The organism is Larkinella insperata (genome assembly GCF_026248825.1).
Classification (GTDB): Bacteria; Bacteroidota; Bacteroidia; order Cytophagales; family Spirosomataceae; genus Larkinella; species Larkinella insperata.
This window is the reverse complement of record NZ_CP110973.1, coordinates 1,235,418-1,255,679: the sequence shown is the minus strand read 5'-3', so window position 1 is coordinate 1,255,679 and position 20,262 is coordinate 1,235,418. Positions and strand designations below refer to the sequence as shown.

Below are 20,262 nucleotides of genomic sequence, written 5' to 3'. Positions count from 1 at the left end.
CCAAAAACGAAAGCCTGTCTGAATGGGTTTCTTCCGTTTTCGGGTACGTAACCAGGATTAATTGTGTATTAAATTGAGAAAATAGTAGGCTATTCCGGTCTGCCGGCTATTTTTTCGTCCCCAAAAACGTGTATCATTGCGTACTTGTTACGTAATGATACACGAATGATGAATCGCAGAAATTTTCTTGGAACGTCCCTGGGGCTTGGGGCTTTTTCCGCCCTCGCACTGAATGCCTGCAACAGTTCTACCTCCAACTCGAACGCTGAATCGGGCACCGACTCGACGGCCAGTTCCGGAGCCGCAGCCGAAGTAAAGACCAAATCCATTGGTTTGCAGCTGTATACCCTCCGGGACGACATTCAGAAGCAGGGCATTGAAACCATTCTGGCCCAGGTTGCCAAACTAGGGTACAAAGAAGTAGAAAACTTTGGCTACAACGAAGGGAAATTCTTCGGGAAAACTCCGGCAGAATACACCAAGATTCTGAAAGATACCGGCTTGTCGGCCGTAAGCGGGCATACCCTAACCGGGCGCTCCAAACAGGCGGGGGGCGCAGATGGCTTGACGAAAAACTGGCAGCGGGTGGTGGACGACGCGGCCGCTGTTGGTCAGGAATACATCATCATCGCGTATTTGTTCGACGATGAACGAAAACCGGACGATTACAAACAACTGGTTAACCTGCTGTCGAAAGGCCAGGAAACCGCCCGGAAAGCGGGTTTGACGCTGGGCTACCACAACCACGACTTTGAATTTACCCAGCGCGTCGACGGGCAAATGCCGTACGAGCTGATCTTGGAAAAGACGACCGTCCAGATGGAGATGGATCTGTACTGGATTACCCGGACCGGCCAGAAACCCGCCGATTACTTCGCTAAATACCCCGGCCGTTTTCCGCTCTGGCACGTGAAAGACATGGCCAACACGCCCGAGAAAGAGTTTGCTGAAGTGGGCACCGGAACGATTGATTTTGCCGCTATTTTTGAGGAAGCTGCGAAGGCCGGCATGAAGCATTATTTCGTTGAGCAGGACATCTGCAAGCGTCCCCCGCTGGAAAGTATCAAGATCAGCATTGACAACATCCAGAACGCAAAATGGGGTTGAACCGCTGAAAGCGAGTCGGTAGACCAGAAGCCATGAAAAAGCCCGGAGCTTGGTCCGGGCTGGTTTCAATAGAGACGGTAAGTGGACTTTTATTGGTTAGCACCCGCTGAAATTCCGTGAACGGTTTGGTGGTACTGGTAAGACTAAAAGCCCGGAATAGTGCCTTAACTACTGATAGCGTCTGAAAAATATTCGTTTAAGAGCCGTCGTTTAAGCGGGCAGATACACATCAAAAACCGCTCCCTGATCCGGTTGGCTGGTGGCCCGAATGGCCCCGCCGTGATTCTCGACCACTTTCTGGCAGATCGCCAGCCCGATGCCGGTTCCTTCGTATTCATTTTTGTTGTGCAGCCGCTGGAACATCTGAAAGATGCGTTTGGTGTCGGTGGCTTTAAAGCCAATTCCGTTGTCGGATACGCTGATTCGGTAGAACCGGGAGACCGAACTGGACGGCTTGACCGACTCGGGTAAGTCGGCGGCAGCCACGCCTAAACACGTGATTCTGACCCGAGGGGGAATACCCGGCCGCCGAAATTTCAGGGCGTTACTGAGCAGGTTCTGAAACAGTTGGCCCAGCTCCACGGGGTCACCGGCAAGCTCCGGCAGTGAATCGAGCCGGATCGACGCGCCGGTTTCCTGAATGGCCGGGTCCAGATCGCCGACGACATCGGAAAGAATGCTCGAAAGCGAAACCGTGTGGTGTTCAGGCGGTTGGGTGGTTAGGCGGGAATAAGTCAGCAAATCCTGAACCATACTGGACATGCGGGTAGCCGCCAGGTTGATGCGGTGCAGAATATCCTGCGCTTCCGGTTGCAATCCGCTGTTGTATTGATGCAGCAGTACGTCGGAAAACGTGCGTATTTTGCGCAACGGAGCCTGTAAATCGTGGCTGGCAATGTAAGCAAACGATTGCAGGTTCTGGTTGGATTGCACCAACGCTTCGTTTTTCTGCTGCAATTCCGATTCGGCTTTTTTCTGGTCGGTAATGTTCATGAACGTGACCACCACCCCGTCGTCCTGCTTAACGGCTGATACCTCAAACCAACCCTCGAGACCTATATCGTCGCGGTAATAGCTGATGCTACTTTCGGGTTCCCCGCTTTCCGTCACCCGCACATACAGGTCAAAAAAACCGTTGTCGGCATTTCCCGGAAATACTTTCAGCAGTTGCTTTCCTTCCACCTGCTCCGGCGTCATGTTGTTGCTGCGCAAGACCGCCTTGTTGGACATCACCATCAGAAAGTCAACGATCCGGTTTTGTTCGTTGCGGATGGCAGTCATGTAAAAAATGCTGCTGATGGAAGCATCCAGGGTGGTCCGCAGTTGGAAAGCCTGCGTTTCCAGGGCCAGTTTAGTTTGTTTTATGGACGTGACATCCGTGTAGGTAACCACTACTGCATTGCCAAACCTGCTGATCCACAGATCAAACCAGCCATCCAGGCCATCAGCCTGATAGCCCACCTCCGATAAATGGACCGGTTTACCGCTTTCCAATACCTGCCGATACAGACCAAACAGACCGCTGTTTTCGGCCTGGGAGAAATACGCCAGGTAGCGTTGCCCGATCAGTTGCTCGGCGGGTTTGCCCAGAATGGCCGCACCAGCCGGGTTGATGAAGGCAAACTGGAAGTCTACAAACTGCCCCTCACTGTTATAAACTGCCTCAAACACAACCACACCGGACTGGCTGTCGGTTACGATTTGGTGGAAAAGAGAAATATTATCGGAGTAATCGGTAGAGGAAGTGGTCATACCTATCAACTATCTGGCTACTGCTGTTTGCTATAACGGTTAGGTTACCTATTTGTTAGTAGATAAATTCTGTATTTTAGGATAAAATCAGCAGAAGGCCAAGCCGTCGTGAACTGTTCTGTAAGGGATCATTTTAGGTACCTATAGTTGATCAAAATGTCCGATAAAGCAGTGGTGGCCTAAGTGCCCATCAGCCAGCCCACAATTTCCGGGCCCCAGTAGTACCGGGTAAAATAATACGTGCCGATCAGTAAAAAGCCCGTAGCGCTCAGCAGCAGTAGACTCGCGCCCAGTCGCAGGGCCGTAGAAGCCTGGTACTGGCGGGCCCGACCGAAAGCTTCAGCGACCAGTAAGTTCGGAATATAAAAGAAAAATGCCATCACCTGGTCGAACGGACCGGTAAACGAACGGGTGTGGCCTAGGCCGTCGGCCAGCATCAGCCAGAACCCATAATCCATGCGGAACAGCCAGGAGCCAATGGCCAGTGCGTACAGGCGGAGTGCCCAGCGCCGGTGTTTCTCCATCCGCCCAGCGGCCGCATGTCGGTAGGTTTCAATCGCGGCAACAAACGTCAGGACACCGTAGAGACCAAAGCCGAGGTTCATAACCAGGCCGCCAATGGTTCCTTTGAGAACAATGAACGTAAGTCCGCCAAGGGCCGCCAGCAGGGACGAAAGCACGTATAAACGGCCAATCCAGCGGTGCAGGGCCGGAAAACGGTCCCGGACGGCCTTGATTAGCTGAATGCTCCCCAGCACCAGAATGATTCCCCCCGTAGCGAAATGGAGTCCAATGCCGCTGGTGGCGGTGGTGGTCCCGCGTTCATACAGCTTGGGCAAAACCTCATTCCACCGTTCCATGTTGCCTTCGTACAGGGCAGCCGCGTAAAAGGCCAGAATGTAAAGGCCAAATAAGGCCGCGCTAACCCAGACGGTTGCGACCAACAAAATACCGGACCAGTCTAGGACGTTACGGCTGAATCTGCTCAACGTGGGAGTGGCCGGTTGCGGAAGGGTGTCCGTTAGAAGTTGGGTCATCGTTGCGTTTGGTATCGGTTGACAAAATAATTCTTAAGTTATCAAAATTCATAACATTATCCTGCTCCGCACGAAGCGGATACCGGAATTTGACTCCCCTGAACAAAAACAGGTTACAACTTTCGTTGTAACCTGTCCGGTTTTTACCGCGATCCGGCTCGATGCAAACCGTCGGTGGGGAAAATCCATAGTCTGGTGGCTGGAGCAAAAACTTGCTCCAGCCATCATCCGTGGGGTTTAATCCAGTGTTTTTCGCCATTCGCGCAGTTGAGTCAATAATTGCGTTCGTTTGGCTGGCAGCTTTTCCGACAAATCGGTCTGTTCGCTGCCGTCTTCGGCGAGGTTGAACAGTTCCACCTGCTCTTTGTCGAAGTATTCAATCAGTTTAAAGTTGCCGCTCCGGATGGCCCCTGCCGAACGCCCGCCCAGAAAATGCGGTTTGGGCAGCGGGTAGTGCCAATAGAGTGTGCGCGTTCGGGGTGCTGAACGGCCTTTCAGTATAGGAACGATGCTAATGCCGTCCAGCGGTTGCTCCTTCGCCGGTTTGACGCCCGCCAGTTCCAGCAGGGTGGGGTAAATGTCCAGCGTGTTGATTACCGCATCCGAAACCTGCCCCGGTTTGATGCCCTTGGGCCAGTGGGCGATAAATGGCTCCCGGATACCCCCTTCATATAGCTCTGATTTACCGCCCCGCAACGGGGCGTTGGAGGTTACGTTTAGTTCGCCCCCGTTGTCGGATGTAAACAGAATCAGGGTATTGTCGCTCAGGCTCAACTCCTTCAGCGTCTGGACGATCTGCCCCACGCCGTCGTCAATGCTTTCGAGCATGGCCGCCAGCTCGGGGTTGTTCTGTTTCGGGCCCGCACCCGGCTTTTGCCGGTATTTGGCGACTTTATCCGGCCATCCCGCCAGTTTGGTATGAACGGCATAGTGCGACAGATACAGAAAGAACGGCTTTGTTGCGTTGCGTTTGATGAAGTCAACGGCTTCCTGGTTCAAGCGGTCGGTCAGGTATTCCCCTTCGCTGCGGGCCGCGACCTCGGGCATAAAAAAGTAGGGGTGAAAATAATCCCCGTTAGCGATGTAGCCGGTTTCGGAGCAGATCACTTCGTTCCAGCCATGTTTGGCCGGTTCACCCCGTCTCTTGCCGTAATCGCCTGTCAGGTGCCATTTGCCAACCAGACCGGTGTGGTAGCCCCAGTTTTTCAACTGCTCGTTCAAGGTCACATAGTCCGGCGACAGAAACTTTTCGTCCTTCGCGTCGAGGTAATCCGTAATGCCGACGCGGGCCGGGTGCTGGCCGGTCATCAGGGCAATGCGGGTGGGCGTGCAGACGGGCGCGGTGGCGTAAGCCTGCGTAAAGCGCATCCCGCCCGCGGCCAGTTGGTCGAGGTTAGGGGTTTCGTTGAAGCGGTCGTTGCGGGTGCTGTAACAGCCGAGTTCCGACCAGCCCAGATCGTCGGCCAGAATAATGATGATGTTTGGGGGAACCTGCGCTTTCTGCGCCAGACCCGGTAACGTCAGTAGACAAAGCAGTAAATGGATAACCCGTTGAAGCATGAAGGATGACTTAGTTTGCGCGGTACGCCGGATTCAATTCCGTAGGAACAAAGGCGGCTTGTTGGGCGCGCCATTTCTTCAAAAGGGCGTGCAGCTTTTTTACTACTGCCCCGTTCGCCGACGCTACGTTGTGCTGTTCGCCCAGGTCCGTTTTGAGGTTGTACAGCTCCAGTCCGTTGTCTTCAAAATATTCGTGCAGCTTCCAGTCACCCAGCCGAATGGTCGAACCCGGCCGCGTTCGGAACAAGGGATCGCGTCCACCGTCCAACTGCGGGTTATAAGCTTCCAGATAAATCGGGAAATGCCAGTACAGCGGCCGATCGGGCAGCTTTCCTCCCTTTAGCAAGGGCAGGATGCTGATGCCGTCGAGGGGCTGGCGGGGTTTGGGGCGTTTGAGAATATCCAGCAAGGTGGGGTAAAAATCCAGGTTGATGACCGGCGTAGAGGAGACGGTTCCGGCGGCTACCGTACCGGGCCACCGTACCACCAGCGGTACCCGTACACCCCCTTCGTAGTACGATCCCTTCCCGGCCCGCAGCGGGTCCTGCCGGGAAATGGAGCGGATGCCGCCGTTGTCGGAAGTAAAGATGACCATCGTGTTGTTGGTCAGCCCCAATGCGTCGAGCTTTTCCAGAATCCGGCCCACGTTGCGGTCCAGCGACTCAATCATGGCTGCGTAGGTGCCATCCTGCTGCCCAGCCGTTTTTGCCTTGTTCTGGTACTTTTTCACTAGCTCGGCTGGGGCCTGGAGGGGGGTATGAACGGCGTAGTAGGGCAGGTACAAAAAGAACGGTTGGTCGTTGGCCTGATCCAGAAATTTCACGGCTTCGGTGGATAATCGGTCGGTGAGGTATTCACCGGGCGGGCCGTCGGGCAGGCTGGAAATTCCGTACGGACTGACGTGTTTGTTCATGCCCCGCTCATCACCGGCTATTGAGTACGTAAAGCCCTGGCTGACCGGGCTCTTTCCTAGGTGCCACTTGCCGACGCTGGCCGTTCGGTAGCCCGCATCCCGCAGGGCTTCGGCTAGGGTATAGACGCTGTCCGGCAAGGTCTCGTTGTTTTTCACCGGAATCAGCTTCCGGGTTTTGGCGTCGCCCCGGTCGGCGTTGGCCACCGTGTAGATACCGTGCCGGGGTCCGTACTGCCCCGACAGCAGGCTGGCCCGGCTGGGCGCGCAATTGGCCGCGGCCGCGTAGGCGCTGGTAAACCGCATGCCCTGCCGGGCTAGCCGGTCGAGGTGGGGCGTTTCGTAAAACGGGCTGCCCATAAAACCCACATCCTTCCAGCCCAGGTCGTCGGCGACAATCAGCACGATGTTGGGCCGGGCCGTCCTGGGTGGCTGGCCGACGGCCAAATGGTACCCCAGCAGGAAAAGGTAGATCAGAAAAAGACGCATCGTTGGTCCGCGGGTTCTGCGGTTGGGTTCTTGGCAAACAGGATTTCTAACCTGCCTGCCAATGGGTGATCAGAATCAGTAAATATAAAACAGGTTGTTCTCGGGGCCAACGCGGTACTGGGCGTTTCCGTCCTTGCCGGGTTTGAACTGGGGCAGATTACCGTCCGACCAGGCCGGTGGACGGGTGCCTTTTTCCCAGGTCGCCAGGGCTTGTTTCAGTTCGGCTACTTTCGCCGGGTTGGAAGCGGCCAGGTTGGTTTTTTCCGCAAGGTCCTTCTCCAGATTGAACAGATAGTACTGATCCTCCTGGCCGTAGTAAAACAATTTCCACGCACCCTGCCGAACGGCTTTGTTTTTACCAAAACGCCAGAACAGGGTCGGGTGGGGAGCAGCTTTGTTCCGGCCACTCAGGTAGGGTAGCAGATCGACACCGTCGTAGGGCCGGTCTTTGGCGAGCGTTCCGTGGGCGGCTGCCACCGCCGTCGTATAAATGTCCATGCCCGCAACCGGCTGGTTGTAAACCGTTCCAGCCGGAATCTTACCCGCCCACGAAACGATGTAGGGAACCCGGATGCCGCCTTCGAACAATAGGCCCTTCACGCCGGATAGCGGGCCATTATAGGGCGCTTTCAGGAAACCCGCTCCGCCGTTGTCGCTCGTAAACACAATCAGGGTATTCTTATCCAGCCCGGTTTCTTTCAGCTTCCGGACGATCTGACCAACGGCGTCGTCGAGGGCCGCAATCATGCCGTAATAGACCCTCTTGTTTTTGTCCGGCTCGGCCTTGAACCGCTCCGTGTAATTTTTGGTAGCCTGAAACGGGAAATGAACCGCATTGAACGGGACGTACAAGAAGAACGGGCTCTTTTTGTGCTGGTCGATAAACTCCCCGGCTTTGCGGGCGAACACATCGGTCAGGTAGTCTTTCTCGGCTACTTCTTTCTTTCCGTCGAAAATAGCCGAGTAATCGTGGCGGTGAAAAGAGTTGGCGGAACCCGGCCACCAGGGATGCGGGAAGTTGTCCACATCGGCGTCGGAGCTGTCCTTGAACGCCGTGTGACCGCCCAGCGTGCCGTAGTACTGGTCGAAGCCCCGGTCGGTGGGCGTGTTGTTTTTGCGGTTGCCGACGTGCCATTTACCAAACATGGCGGTGGCATAGCCTTGTTTTTTCAACTGCTCGGCCAGCGTAATTTCGTCGAAAGGTAGTCCCACGATGGTGTCCCGTTTGGCCGTTGCCGGATACAGAAACTCAAAACCGAAGCGGTGCTGGTAGCGCCCCGTCAGGATGGCTGCCCGCGACGGCGAGCAGAACGGCGCGTTGGAATAGCCGTTGGTGCAGAGCGCGCCCGATTTTGCCAGGGCGTCGATGTTAGGCGTCTGAACGAAATTCTTCCCGTTGGCGGAAATGTCGCCGTAGCCCAAATCATCGGCCAGAATGACCACGATGTTGGGCCGGTCAGGGACTTGTGCTGGCGGGGACGGATGCGTGCCTTTTCGGTAGACAAACCCAATGAACAGCACGCCAACGAGTGTCAGCAGCAAAGGAATGGAAAGGGGATTTTGGAAGCGTTTCATGCAAAAATTTAAAGAGAAGGAGATTATTGGACATGCCGGCTCAGAACGGAATGATTCAGGGTGTAGCCCAGCCCCGGACCAGTGGGCACGGACAGGTAACCGTCCCGGAATTCCTCGGCGGGGTTGATCAACTCCGCGCGCCAGGGCACCTCGCCGTAAGCAAATTCCAGAATCGAAAAGTTGGGCATTCCGGCACAAATTTGCACGCTGGCTGCCGTCGAAATCGGGCCACTGGGGTTGTGGGGTGATACCTGGATGCCGCCACTGAACTCGGCCAGGGCCGCAATGAACCGGCATTCCAGCAAACCCCCGCAGTGTTTAACGTCGGGCATAATGATATCGAGGGCCTTGTTCTGAATGAGCGCGGCAAAACCCTCCCGCCCAAAAATAGCTTCCCCGCCCGCTACGGGCTGCTGAATGGCTTCCGTGATGGCTTTGGTATCCTCCGGCTGGGTTTGCGGGTCAACGGCTTCTTCAAACCAGTAGAGATTGGCTTTTTCCAGCCGCCGGGCCGTTTCAATCGCCAGAGCACGGTTTAAATGGCTGTGTACATCGATTAATAAATCCACTTTGGGACCAATGGTTTGCCGAACGGCTTCCGTGCAGGCAATGGCGTAGGTCAAGTCGGCTTCGATCTGTTCCGGCGACGCGGTTTTTAGCGGTTTCATGTCGTCGAAAGGAGCCAGCTTGACGGCTTTAAAACCGCTTTTTAGCGCCCCTTCTGCGTTTTTCTGAAATGATGCGATGAGCCGCCGACCGTTGGCATCCCGTTCATTGGTGGCGCGGTTGATGTTGGCGTACACCTTGATGGTGTCCCTAATTTTACCCCCGAACAGGGTATGGGTCGGCACGTCCAGCGCCTTGCCCGCCAGATCCCAGAGGGCTTGCTCGATGCCACTGAACGCCGTAATGGCCGTTTTTCCACCCGACCGCGCCCGGGGTAAGCCGCGTTGCCGGAATTGCTCCACAACAAAGGGCGTTTCGCCTTTAATCAGTTCGAAAAAAGCGGACAGCTCGGCTTTTAACCGGGTTTCTCCGCCTGCGTCTGAAACAGTAAAGCCGTGGGAGGCCTCGCCCAGCCCGCTAATGCTTCCATTGGTTAGGAGCTCCACAAAATACCAATTCCCGCGCTGGTTGACCTTCACGGTATGCACTTTCAGCGCCGTGATCACCAGTTTTGGCACCGCGGCCTTGCTTGCGCTGGCGTTGAAAGCCGTGGGGAGCGCGGCCGTCAGGGCGGTGGTTTTCAGAAAGTCTCGCCGGGAAAATGGTGTTTTTGGGGACATTCCAGTCAGTTTGTTGGGAAAGGGTGCACCACCTTCGCTATCCGTCGGTAGAAAAGGTGGTGCGTTTAGGGTAAGAAAACAGCCGTTAGAGTGATTCAGCAATGGTGGCCTGAATTTCGGCTTTCGGCGTTACCCCAACCTTCTTCCAGACCGCCTGGTCTCCTTTGTACAAAACCAGCGTCGGCAGGGCGCTGATGCCCAGTTCTTTCACCAACGCCTTGTTTTCGTAGGCTTCAATCCGAATGACTTTCACATTGGACGCCTGTTCCTTCTCCACTTCATCGACAATCGGAGCCAGTTTTTTGCACGAACCGCAGTAGCGCGAACCAAAATCGACCAGCACCAGCTTGTCGGATTTCAGTTGAGCCTGGTAATCCGCCAGCGACAGGCCGTTGCCCACCGTCGACACCACCGGCCGCCCCGAACCGATCCATTTGCTGAGGCCGCCGGGCAGTTCGGTCACGTCCTTGAACCCGGATTCCCGCAGCCGCTTGGCCAGTTGCCCGCTCCGGCCGTTGCCGATCGAATAAATAAACACCGGGTTCTCTTTGTTCAACTTCTGGGTTTGCTCCAGAAAATCACCGTCGTTGGCGACGCTGAAGCTCACCGCGCCTTTCAGGTGGTTTTGTTCGTATTCTTCCTCCGAGCGGGCATCCAGAATCTGGGCGCGGCTGCCGGCCTGGGCCAGCTTCGCTTCAAACGCATCGAAGGTGGGCAATTGACGGGGCTCGCCCGTCTGGGCTTTCAGGCTGACCGCAATAAACAGAATCAGGCTGAGGGACAATAAGGTTCTGGTTTTCATAAGCGTATATGGTTTGAATTGGAAATTACTTGCTTCGCGAAGGTTGGCGGGCGGTGGGCTGCGGGTCGACCTGCAGGCGGCCCATGGCAATGGCGTTTTCGCCCGCGGCCGAATAGAGCAGGTACCAGGTTCCGTTTTCTTCAAAAACATACGGGTCGCGCAACTCCCGGACTTTGCCGTAGTAGAGACCAATTTTGGAGGTAGTCAGTGGCAGATTGCCCCCTTCGTAGTCGGTTTCGGGCTGGGCGACCTCCTGGGGCGGGGTGGGCGTCCAGCTGGTCCAGTCGTCGGTCAGCTTGATCTTGGTGAGCAGGATCCGCTCGGGCGTATCACCGACGCGGCTGTAAAACACCCACAGCGTGTCGCCCACCAACTTGACCGCCGAGTGCCGGAGGGAGTTGGGCTTCTGGATTTTAGCAAACGGGTTGGGCCCTTTCTCAAATTCGGTCCTGCCGTCTTTGGAGCGGTACATGGCGCTCGACCGACCAATGGCGTAGTACGTGTTCTTCCACTGAAAAACCCGGAAGTAGGATTCACCCAGAACGGCCGTGTCGGCCTGAAAATGGATGCCGTCTTTCGTGGTCGCCCGAAGCGTGTACTGCCCTTTTTGCCCCTTGTGTTCCAGCGGGCAGTGGAAATAAAGAATCAGTTGCTTTTGCTGCTCATCGATGTGCACATCGGGCGAGGCCACGTGCGTGACGCCATCGCCCGCGTTTTCGGCGCCCTCGTGCCGGACGCTTTCGGTGGCCGGGAACGGAGCGTCGTTGCAGCGGCAATCGGTGATTTGGAGCGTGCCGGGTTTATAAATTTTCCAGGGACCGCGGAGATCGTCGGCGTAGGCCAGCCGAATGTACTTGCCCTTGTGGTGCGCGAAGTACAGGTAATATTTGCCGAGCTTGTTGGGCAGCCAGTCGGGCGCTTTGATGAGCGAGGGGCCGTTGAGGTCGTCGCCCTCCAGCTTCGGCAGCATACCGGCGGAGATAATCGGATTGCCGGGAAACCGCTCCAGAGTGATTTTTTGCGCATTTGCTCTATTGATTAACCAGAGAGTTAGCGCTAGCGTGTACAGAACCAATCGTTTCATGACAGGAGTGGGGTTGGGGCTTAAAAATTCCGGCTTCCTACCGACGGTTTTCGGGGCGTGGGCAGCAGCGGTTGTTGCGGTTTGATTTTGGCGTAATCCACCACGTCGGTGCGTTTGGCCCAGTCGAAATACAGCAGCGAGAGCGCATCCACGACGTTGGGATTCTGCGCAGCCACGTTCTTGGTCTCCCCCCGGTCGGTGTCGAGGTCGTAGAGTTCCCACTGGTAGCTGGGGTAGATGGACACCAGTTTCCACTTGCCCCGGCGGACGGCCCGGTTACCCGCCCATTCCCAGAACAGCGGCCGTTGTTCGTCCAACGGTTTTTCGTTGAACAGCAGATTCACCAGACTCACGCCCGGCAGCGGGTTGGTGGTCGTTCCCCCGTGTGTGGTGGGGTAGGCTGCCCCGGCCACTTCGTAGAGGGTGGGGGCAATGTCGATCAGGTGGCCGGTGCCTTTTTCTAGCCGACCCGGTTTGATTTTTCCGGGAAACCAGGCGATGAACGGTGAGCTGATGCCCCCTTCGTAGGAGAACGCCTTGAACGAGCGGAAGGGCGCGTTGGAGACGTACGACCAGTTTTTTCCCTGCGACTCAAACGAACCCGCCGTCCCGACCGGCCCGCTGTTCCGACCGGCTTTGGGACCCCAGTGCGCTACGTCCTCGGCCGGTGCGCCGTTGTCCGAGATGAAGATGATCAGTGTATTCTCGTATTGTTTGAGTTCTTTCAGTTTGGTCAGGATTTTGCCGACGCCCTGGTCGGCGCGGTCGAGCATGGCGGCATAGACTTCCATTTTGGCTTTCCAGAGGGTCTTCTCGTCGTAGGTCAGGGCGTCCCAGTCCGGAATATCGGCATCGCGGACGGCGGCTGCGTCGGCCTGCTTTTGGGTAATGATGCCGAGTTTGACCTGCCGGTCCAGCCGCTGCTTCCGGATGTTGTCCCAACCCGCGTCGTACTTGCCCCGGTATTTGGCAATGTCTTCCGGCAGGGCTTGCAGAGGCCAGTGGGGCGCGGTATACGCTAAGTAGAGAAAAAACGGTCGGGCCGCGTTCGGTTTGGCTTCTTTGCTCTGCTCGTCGAGGTACGTCAGGGCGTGGGATGTAATCTCGTCGGTGAAGTAGTAGGAGTTGGGTTTGGGGTGCTGGCGCTGGTTGCCTTCCAGAATCACCACCGGGGAGTTTCGGCCCGTCGGCATGGGACCCGCGTCGAAGTAGTTGGAACCCCCGCCCAGAATGCCGTAAAACCGGTCGAAACCGCGCTGCTTGGGCCAGACTAGACTGTCGTTTCCAACGTGCCATTTGCCCGAAAGCAACGTGCTGTAACCTGCCCCTTTCAGCACCTCACCGAACGTTAGCGATTCCTTGTTGAGATACCCCTGATAAGCGGGCAGCCCCAGATTGACGTTGAAATACCCAATGCCGGCTTTGTGCGGATACTGCCCCGTGATGAGCGACGCCCGGGTGGGCGCGCAAATGGCGTTGTTGTAGAACTCCCGCAGCCGCAGCCCTTCGCTGGCCAGCCGGTCCAGGTTGGGCGTTTGGATTTCCGAACCGTACGAACCCAGATCGGAATAGCCCATGTCGTCCACCATAATCAGAATGATGTTGGGCCGCACTTTTCCCGGTGCACTGGTTGCTTTCTTCGTTTGAGCCTGTCCCGGCGCGTTGGATGCGCAGATGATCGAGAGAGCTACTAGGGATTGTTTTATGAATCTACGTGTCATGATCGGTTTTCGTCAATCGGTGTTATTCGACCCGGGCGGTTGGCCGCGTCGGCGCTGCTCCGGACGGATTACCGCCGGGGCCACCCTGAACGAGGGGCCGGAGTTTTTCGTACGGTTCTACGTCGGTTCGTTTCGCCCACGCTTCATACTCCGCGTTCAGCGTTTTGACGACGTCGGGGTGCTGTGAGGCCAGGTCCGTGGTTTCGCCCCGGTCGGTTTCGAGGTTGAACAACTGCCATTTGTTCTGCGGAAATATAGAGACAATTTTCCAGGGACCTTTGCGCACGGCCCGGTTGCCCGCCCGTTCCCAGAAAAGCGCCCGATCGGCCGGTAGTTCGGTTTGCTGGAACAGCAGGTTGGTCAGGCTCACACCGGGCAGCGGATTGGTTTTCACGCCTTTGAACGTCTGGGGATAGGCCGCACCCGCCAGTTCGTAGAAGGTCGGAGCCAGGTCAATGAGGTGGCCGGTACCTTTGGCCAGCGTGCCGCCCTTAATTTTCTTGGGAAACCAGGCGATGAAGGGGGAGCTGATACCGCCTTCGTAGGGCGTGGCTTTGTAATTGCGGAAGGGCGTATTGGAAACGTAGGCCCAGTTTTGTTCCTGGTAATCATATGATCCAGCCGAGCCAATTGGTCCCGAACTACGAGGGCGTTTCCGGCCGGTGGGGATCAGGCCACCCTGCGCACCATTGTCGGAAATCAGCACGATGAGCGTGTTGTCGGCCTTGTTGAGCCGCTGGAGTTCGGCCAGGACGCGGGCCAGATTCTGGTCTACCCGGTCCACCATGGCCGCGTACACTTCCATTTTGCGCTGCCAGAGCTGCTGCTCGTCGTAAGTCAGGCTTTGCCAGTCCACCACTTCGGGGTCGTGCTCGGCGATGGATTGTTTCGGGTCGGCAATGCCCAGTTTGATCTGCTTCGCCAGCCGCTCTTTCCGGAGCGAATCCCAACCGATGGCGTAGCGGTCCTTATACTTGGCAATGTCTTCGGCCGGGGCCTGGAGGGGCCAGTGCGGGGCGTTGTAGGCCAGATACAGAAAAAACGGCTTATTTCCAGACTCGTTGATGTACGAAATGGCGTGGTTCGTGATCTCGTCGGTCAGGTATTTGCCCGGTTCCAGCCGGATCCGTTTGTTGTTCTCCACCAGTTCGACGGGCGGCACCTTGTCCTTATACGGACTGATGTCATAGAAGTTGCTGGCACCGCCGATAAACCCATAAAACCGGTCGAAGCCGCGCTGGTTGGGCCAATACAGACTATCATTGCCCACATGCCACTTGCCCGACAGATACGTGTTGTACCCTGCGCTTTTCAGCACCTCGCCGAACGTCAGCGACTCCTTGTTCAGCCAGCCCTGATAAGCGGGCAGTCCCAGGTTGACGTTGAAGTACCCAACCCCGGCTTTGTGGTGGTACTGCCCCGTAATGAGCGACGCCCGCGTGGGGGCACAGATCGAGTTGTTGTAGAACTCCCGCAGCCGCAATCCTTCGGCCGCCAGCTTGTCAATGGTGGGTGTCCTGATTTCGGAGCCGTAAGCCCCAAAGTCCGAGTAACCCAGATCGTCCACCATGACGAGAATGATGTTGGGCTTACCGGCGTTGGCCGAGCCCGTAGACCGTTTTTTCGGTTGTGCGACCGAGGCATTGACCAACAGGGTCGCCAGCGTCAGACTGATTAAAACTCGTTTCATCATGTATGTTGTCGTCAAATCAGGTAATACTTTACCGTTTTTTGTAGGCGGGGTTCGGTACGGGCATGTTGGCGTTGACCTCCGAACGCCATTTTTTCAGCCGGTCGGCCAGCTCCCTGGTCTTGTCGGGTAAGGCCGCAGCCAGGTCTTTCTGCTCGGAAATGTCCTCCTTCAGGTTGTACAGCTCGAGCTTACCGGTCTCGTACAGTTCCACCAGTTTGTAATCCCCCCAGCGAATGGCCGCCGAGGGCCGACCCTCCTGGTTGCTGAAATGCGGATAGTGCCAGAAAATCGGTCCCCGGTCCACGGGTTGGGCCGGATTTTTCAGCACCCCGTAAAAGCTTCGGCCGTCCGGGCTGGCGGGCTGGTTGCCAATGCTGAGTGCCTCCAGAAAGGTGGGCAGGAAATCCGTGCCGGTGATGTAATTGGCGGTTTCGGCCCGCTCGCCGATGTGCCCTCTCCACGAAAAAATCAGCGGAACCCGGATGCCGCCCTCGTAAACGTGTCCTTTCCAGGCCCGCAACGGAGCCAGGTTCGTCGGTGTCGGACCGAGCTCGGGCAAGCCCAGACCGCCGTTGTCGGAGGTAAAAACAATGAGGGTGTTGTCGAGTAATTGATACCTGGACAGTTGCGCCATGACCCGCCCTACGCCGTCGTCCATGCTCTCAATCATGGCGGCATAATTGGGGTTAAACCGGCCCTTTGACCGGGTGGCGTAGGTATCGAAATAGTACTTGAGCTTATCGGCTTTCGGCACCAGCATGATGTGCGGGGCGGAATACGTCAGGTACAGAAAAAACGGCCGGTCTTTGTTCTGGTCGATGAATTCCACGGCGTAATCCGTCAGTTTGTCGGTCAGGTAGTGCGTGCCTTTGTCTTCGAATACCGTTTGACCCCGCGCCGTAATGGTGTAGTTGTAGTAATCCAACCCGTTTTTGGCAATGATGCGGTCGTAGATAAAGCCCTGAGCCGCCGGAGCCGTGGAATCGGCGCTGCCGGTGCCCAAATGCCACTTCCCGACGATGCCGGTCTGGTAGCCGTTGCGCTGCACGATTTCCGCCAGCGTTGTTTCCGAAGGAGCCAGGTACTTGGTCCAGGGCGCGGGCAGCAGCGGGGAAGCCGTATCCTTCCGGTCGCCCGCGATGAAGTTGGTGAGATGCAGCCGGGCGGGGTGTTTGCCGGTCAGGATGGCGGCCCGGGATGGCGAGCAAACCGGGCAGGCCGAATACGCCTGGGTGAACCGCAAGCCGCTTTTTGCCAGCGCGTCGATGTGGGGCGTTCGGATGTACGGGTTGCCGTAGCAGCCCAGGTCCGTATACCCCAGATCGTCGGCCATGATGAAAACGATGTTGGGTCTGGACGTTGCCGATTGCCCGAAAACAGCGCTTCCCGCGAAGAGCAAAGCCAGAAAGAGCGTATTGATTTTTAGCCCCGTTCTCATCGTCTATTCTGCTTTTTTAGCGTACCGAATGTCCAGCGCGGCCCCCGGGTCGCCTTGTTGTTTCATCCACGCTGCCAGTCGTTGACGGTACTGCTGGATGCGGGCCTGATAAGCCGGTTCGGTCGCCAGGTTTTTCAATTCCCAGGGGTCGGCCTGGGTGTCGTAGAACTCGACGGCGGGGCGTTTCACAAAACGCTCGGTGATTTGCTTGGCCTTCGGATCACGAGCTACCTGATCGGTCCAGGAGAACCAGACGGAATTGCGGTCTCGTTGCTGCGCGTTCATCATGAACCGGTTGTAATAATCGGCCTCCGGCGTGAGGTTGAGAATCAGTTTGTAGCGCGTGTCGCGAATGCTGCGGATGGGGTAGGGGTTGCCCTCCGGAATGTTGTTGTGAATCCCGTAGGCGAACGTCCGCGCCTGCTGGGTTTTGCCGAACAGCACCGGCAGGAAGCTCTTCCCGTCCAGCCCGGCGATGGGTTTGCCGCCCGCCAGATCGATGAGCGTGGGGGTAATGTCTTCGTACTGCACCAGCGCATTGGTTTCGGTACGGGGTTTGACCACGCCCGGCCACTTGACCAGCATCGAGCTTTTCTGGCCCACGTCCCACAAATTCCACTTGGCCCCCGGAAACTGCGCGCCCTGTTCGCCCAGGAACACCACAATGGTGTTTTTGTCCTGACCCGTTTCTTTCAGCAGCCGAACAATATCGCCCACCTGGTTGTCGAGCCGCCGGACTTCGGCCAGGTACTTGACAAACTGCTGGCGGGTCACTTTCGTATCAACCCAGTTGTTGGGCAGAATCAGCTTGTCCGCGTTAAATTCGGTGGTGTCGCCGACGGTCCAGGGCGTGTGCGGATTGATGCTCATCACAAACAGGCAATACGGTTTGGCGTCGCGGGTAATGAATTCCTTCACCCCGTCCAGGCTGTACTCGTCCGTCGGGGCCACGCAGTTCGGTTCAAAGCCGTTGACGATCTCGAACGGAAAAACGGACTTGGGTTTCGTAACGTGGTCTTTGCCCGTCAGCCCAACGCGGTACCCCAAGCCACCCAGGTAATGCCCGACGCTTTTGAGCGTGTCGTACACGGGTTTGTGGTTCTGAAACGACCCGTGCCGCACGGGGTACAGCCCCGTAAATAGCGACGCCCGCGTGGGCACGCACATGGCTTCGGAGGCATAGATCTGATTGAATTTCAGGCCCTCGGCAGCCAGCGCGTCGATGTGGGTTGTCTTCAGATTTTTGCCGCCGTAGCAACTCAGCTGCCGACTGTCCAGATCGTCGGCCATGATGATGATCACGTTGGGTTTGGAAGCCGGACGTTGCTTGGCTACGGCAGCGCTCAGCCAACCGGTCAGGACCAGCAGAAGCGGGATGAGTTGATTTCGATGGGGCAGTTTGATGTTCATTGTTTATGGGTTTTTCGCAAGAAAGCGTCAACGATCGCATTCTTAACGTTCTCCGGCGCCGTATGTAGGGCAACGCTTTCCGTTCGAGTGGAAGCAATTGCCCGCCTTTGTCGACGGACAGTGACTGGTGTCGCCGACGTTGACATCAGGGCTGCGGGTCGGCGGGTAAGCCGGCCGTCTTCAGGTCGACAAATCCACCGATGTTGTAAGGTGCTTTGAAGCCTAAGGTTTGCAGCGTGTCCACGGCTTTTCCGCTGCGGTTGCCCGAACGGCAGTAGAGGTAAACGGGCTTGTTTTTGTCCAGCCTGCTGATTTGCTGCTTAAAATCGGCGGCTCTGAAATCGATGTTCTGGGCGTAGTTCAGATGGCCTTCCCGGTATTCTTCCGGCGTCCGGACATCCACCAGATACGCTTGCCCGGCTTTTACTTCCTTCAAAATGGTTTCCGGTGCTTTCGGCGGGTTGCTCCGTTTTTCTTGGTTTTCCTGCGCCCATGCCCCGACGGAAAAAAGGAGCGTTACGAAAAACAGAAAGGGTGTTTTCATGCGTTTGAACGGTTTATTGCCCGATGGCGTCCAGCAGCGTTTGAGCCGCCCGGACGTCATAGAAATCGTTGATGGGATTGGTCATGGGTGTTTTTGCAATAATCTCTCTAGCCATCGAAGACACCGAAGCGGCATCTTTGCCGAAGGTTTGCAGCACGTTCAGCGCCTGGAGCCGAACCGGGCGACTGGGGTCCGACAGCGCGGTTTTCAGCACGGCAATCGGTTGTTCTTTCTCGCCCAGCCCGTACAACGCTTCAGCGGCCGCAATCCGGACGGCGGCTTCGGAGTCCTGCAATAATTTTCGGAGCGGTTCCCGGGCTTCCGGCCGTTTCAAAACCGTGCAACCCGTGGCCGCCCAATACCGGACAACCGGGTCGGCATCAGTCAGGCGTTTGATCAGGATTTTGCCGTCCGCCGGGTTGCGGGAAGACGCCAGCGTGGCGGTTTCGATGATGCGGTTGGCGTTGTACTTTCCCTGTCGTGCGTAGTCGAAAAGGGGCGTTTGGCGGGCAATGTCCGTTAGAATCGCTTCGGGAATAAAGCCCACGTCCTGGCTTTCGCGGAGCCACTGGTCGTTGGCTTTGCGCAGACGCGCCAGTTCCCGGGCGTAGCGCGGATCGGCTGCCAGATTGCGAATGTTGTCCGGGTCAGCGTCTACGTCGTAAAGTTCCTCGGCGGGTTTGGGTTGCCAGAACCGGGCTTGCACCTCGTTCAGCCGACCGGCCTTATATTCGGCTTCCCAGGACTTGATGGAAGGCGCTTTCCAGAGGTAATCCAGGTGCTGGCCGTACGGTTTGCGCGGCAGGTAGTTGCGGGTGTAGCGGTATTTTTTGTCCCGCACCGACCGCGACAGATCAATGGCTTCGTCCATGCGGCCCCGGAAACTGTAGGCATAGGCGCGTTCGGGTTTCTGCTGGGTACCCAGAAACGCCTGCCCCTGCATGTAGCCGGGAATCGGAATGCCCACCAGACTCAGAATCGTGGGCGCAAAATCCACAAACGTCACGAGCTGATCAGTTTGCGAACCGGCTTTACTGTTGGCCAGATGCGCCCACTTTTTCGGCAAATGGATCACCAGCGGAACGTGCAGCCCGGATTCATACATAAACCGTTTGCTGCGGCCCAGCACCCCGCCGTTGTCGGCGTAGTAGAAAACGATGGTGTTCTCGGCCAGACCCGCTTCCTGCAGTTCGGTCAGGAGTTGGCCAAATTGTCCATCCATTTCCTCCACCTTGTCGTAATACTGCGCCCAGTCGCGTTTGAACTCGGGCGTTGCCGGGTGGTAGGGCGGCAGCGGTACCTTTTCCGGGTCGTGCTGCAGACGGGCCGCGGGCTGGTGAATGGAGCTTTCGTGCGATACATTCAGGTTGAACACCGCAAAGAACGGCTGCCCCGGCTGGCGGTTTTTGTACGTTGCCGAATTGCTCGACTCGTCCCAGGCATCGGTCTGGTCAACGGTATTGTAATCTTTCTTGGCGTTGTTTGTGGTGTAATACCCCGCTTCCCGCAGGTATTTCGGGAAGAATTTGACAAACGACGGCACGGGGTTCGTGCTGCGCATGTGCTCGGTGCCCAGCGAGGGCGGATACATCCCCGTAATCAGCGTGTTGCGCGAAGGGGCACAAACCGGAGCCGTCGAAAAGGCATTTTTATACAGGATACTTTCTTGGGCAAACCGGTCGATGTGGGGCGTGGTGGCAAAGGCGTTGCCGTAACAACCGATGAGCGAAGTGTTGTTGTCCTCACTGACAATCCAGAGAATGTTCGGACGGTCGGCCGGGGTTTGGGCGTTGCTCCGGAAAACGGGGAGAATCAACAGGCAAAAAAGCAATCTCCTGACGAAATTCATGCGAT

At 56.8% G+C, this 20,262-nt stretch carries 15 protein-coding genes; 1 reads left to right on the top strand and 14 read right to left on the bottom strand.

The window, feature by feature from the left end:
* Positions 1 to 165 precede the first annotated feature (165 nt).
* On the top strand, positions 166 to 1,107 hold the full coding sequence (locus OQ371_RS05080) for a sugar phosphate isomerase/epimerase family protein (RefSeq protein ID WP_265992702.1): 942 nt from the start codon (positions 166 to 168) through the stop codon (positions 1,105 to 1,107).
* Between the two features lie 210 nt (positions 1,108 to 1,317).
* On the opposite strand, the gene OQ371_RS05075 is transcribed toward OQ371_RS05080, so the two are convergent.
* The 14 genes from OQ371_RS05075 to OQ371_RS05010 form a co-directional block, all read right to left on the bottom strand.
* A complete protein-coding gene (locus OQ371_RS05075) occupies positions 1,318 to 2,859 on the bottom strand; it encodes a sensor histidine kinase (protein WP_265992701.1) in 1,542 nt (513 codons plus the stop codon).
* A gap of 179 nt (positions 2,860 to 3,038) precedes the next feature.
* Positions 3,039 to 3,896, bottom strand: a complete 858-nt coding sequence (locus OQ371_RS05070; RefSeq protein WP_265992700.1) for a DUF2306 domain-containing protein — start codon at positions 3,894 to 3,896, stop codon at positions 3,039 to 3,041.
* Positions 3,897 to 4,133: 237 nt separating this feature from the next.
* Positions 4,134 to 5,456, bottom strand: a complete 1,323-nt coding sequence (locus tag OQ371_RS05065; protein ID WP_265992699.1) for a sulfatase — start codon at positions 5,454 to 5,456, stop codon at positions 4,134 to 4,136.
* Positions 5,457 to 5,466: 10 nt separating this feature from the next.
* Entirely contained in the window at positions 5,467 to 6,855 is a 1,389-nt protein-coding gene (locus tag OQ371_RS05060; protein WP_265992698.1) for a sulfatase, read from the bottom strand.
* A 75-nt stretch (positions 6,856 to 6,930) separates the two neighbouring features.
* The gene (locus tag OQ371_RS05055; protein WP_265992697.1) at positions 6,931 to 8,430 is read right to left on the bottom strand and encodes a sulfatase; all 1,500 of its coding nucleotides are present in this window, start codon (positions 8,428 to 8,430) and stop codon (positions 6,931 to 6,933) included.
* A 23-nt stretch (positions 8,431 to 8,453) separates the two neighbouring features.
* Positions 8,454 to 9,716 (bottom strand): mandelate racemase/muconate lactonizing enzyme family protein, encoded by a 1,263-nt coding sequence (locus OQ371_RS05050; protein WP_265992696.1) that lies wholly within the window; start codon positions 9,714 to 9,716, stop codon positions 8,454 to 8,456.
* Between the two features lie 85 nt (positions 9,717 to 9,801).
* On the bottom strand, positions 9,802 to 10,518 hold the full coding sequence (locus OQ371_RS05045; protein ID WP_265992695.1) for a thioredoxin domain-containing protein: 717 nt from the start codon (positions 10,516 to 10,518) through the stop codon (positions 9,802 to 9,804).
* A 25-nt stretch (positions 10,519 to 10,543) separates the two neighbouring features.
* Positions 10,544 to 11,602 carry a glycoside hydrolase family protein gene (locus tag OQ371_RS05040; RefSeq protein WP_265992694.1) on the bottom strand — a complete coding sequence of 353 codons (1,059 nt, stop codon included), beginning with the start codon at positions 11,600 to 11,602 and terminating at the stop codon, positions 10,544 to 10,546.
* 20 nt (positions 11,603 to 11,622) lie between these two features.
* Positions 11,623 to 13,323 (bottom strand): arylsulfatase, encoded by a 1,701-nt coding sequence (locus OQ371_RS05035; RefSeq protein WP_265992693.1) that lies wholly within the window; start codon positions 13,321 to 13,323, stop codon positions 11,623 to 11,625.
* A gap of 22 nt (positions 13,324 to 13,345) precedes the next feature.
* Entirely contained in the window at positions 13,346 to 15,016 is a 1,671-nt protein-coding gene (locus tag OQ371_RS05030; protein WP_265992692.1) for an arylsulfatase, read from the bottom strand.
* A gap of 28 nt (positions 15,017 to 15,044) precedes the next feature.
* Positions 15,045 to 16,454, bottom strand: a complete 1,410-nt coding sequence (locus tag OQ371_RS05025; RefSeq protein ID WP_265992691.1) for a sulfatase — start codon at positions 16,452 to 16,454, stop codon at positions 15,045 to 15,047.
* Between the two features lie 3 nt (positions 16,455 to 16,457).
* Positions 16,458 to 17,864 (bottom strand): sulfatase family protein, encoded by a 1,407-nt coding sequence (locus OQ371_RS05020; protein WP_265992690.1) that lies wholly within the window; start codon positions 17,862 to 17,864, stop codon positions 16,458 to 16,460.
* 145 nt (positions 17,865 to 18,009) lie between these two features.
* Entirely contained in the window at positions 18,010 to 18,408 is a 399-nt protein-coding gene (locus tag OQ371_RS05015) for a rhodanese-like domain-containing protein (RefSeq protein ID WP_265992689.1), read from the bottom strand.
* Positions 18,409 to 18,421: 13 nt separating this feature from the next.
* Positions 18,422 to 20,257, bottom strand: coding sequence for a sulfatase-like hydrolase/transferase (locus OQ371_RS05010; protein WP_265992688.1), 1,836 nt, complete (start codon positions 20,255 to 20,257; stop codon positions 18,422 to 18,424).
* Positions 20,258 to 20,262: the final 5 nt, after the last annotated feature.

What these genes read in the sequence shown, in the direction of transcription:
- OQ371_RS05080 (WP_265992702.1), top strand. Translation starts at nt 166, where the DNA reads ATGATGAATCGCAGAAATTTTCTTGGAACGTCCCTGGGGCTTGGGGCT.
- OQ371_RS05075 (WP_265992701.1), bottom strand. Translation starts at nt 2,859, where the DNA reads ATGACCACTTCCTCTACCGATTACTCCGATAATATTTCTCTTTTCCAC.
- OQ371_RS05070 (WP_265992700.1), bottom strand. Translation starts at nt 3,896, where the DNA reads ATGACCCAACTTCTAACGGACACCCTTCCGCAACCGGCCACTCCCACG.
- OQ371_RS05065 (WP_265992699.1), bottom strand. Translation starts at nt 5,456, where the DNA reads ATGCTTCAACGGGTTATCCATTTACTGCTTTGTCTACTGACGTTACCG.
- OQ371_RS05060 (WP_265992698.1), bottom strand. Translation starts at nt 6,855, where the DNA reads ATGCGTCTTTTTCTGATCTACCTTTTCCTGCTGGGGTACCATTTGGCC.
- OQ371_RS05055 (WP_265992697.1), bottom strand. Translation starts at nt 8,430, where the DNA reads ATGAAACGCTTCCAAAATCCCCTTTCCATTCCTTTGCTGCTGACACTC.
- OQ371_RS05050 (WP_265992696.1), bottom strand. Translation starts at nt 9,716, where the DNA reads ATGTCCCCAAAAACACCATTTTCCCGGCGAGACTTTCTGAAAACCACC.
- OQ371_RS05045 (WP_265992695.1), bottom strand. Translation starts at nt 10,518, where the DNA reads ATGAAAACCAGAACCTTATTGTCCCTCAGCCTGATTCTGTTTATTGCG.
- OQ371_RS05040 (WP_265992694.1), bottom strand. Translation starts at nt 11,602, where the DNA reads ATGAAACGATTGGTTCTGTACACGCTAGCGCTAACTCTCTGGTTAATC.
- OQ371_RS05035 (WP_265992693.1), bottom strand. Translation starts at nt 13,323, where the DNA reads ATGACACGTAGATTCATAAAACAATCCCTAGTAGCTCTCTCGATCATC.
- OQ371_RS05030 (WP_265992692.1), bottom strand. Translation starts at nt 15,016, where the DNA reads ATGATGAAACGAGTTTTAATCAGTCTGACGCTGGCGACCCTGTTGGTC.
- OQ371_RS05025 (WP_265992691.1), bottom strand. Translation starts at nt 16,454, where the DNA reads ATGAGAACGGGGCTAAAAATCAATACGCTCTTTCTGGCTTTGCTCTTC.
- OQ371_RS05020 (WP_265992690.1), bottom strand. Translation starts at nt 17,864, where the DNA reads ATGAACATCAAACTGCCCCATCGAAATCAACTCATCCCGCTTCTGCTG.
- OQ371_RS05015 (WP_265992689.1), bottom strand. Translation starts at nt 18,408, where the DNA reads ATGAAAACACCCTTTCTGTTTTTCGTAACGCTCCTTTTTTCCGTCGGG.
- OQ371_RS05010 (WP_265992688.1), bottom strand. Translation starts at nt 20,257, where the DNA reads ATGAATTTCGTCAGGAGATTGCTTTTTTGCCTGTTGATTCTCCCCGTT.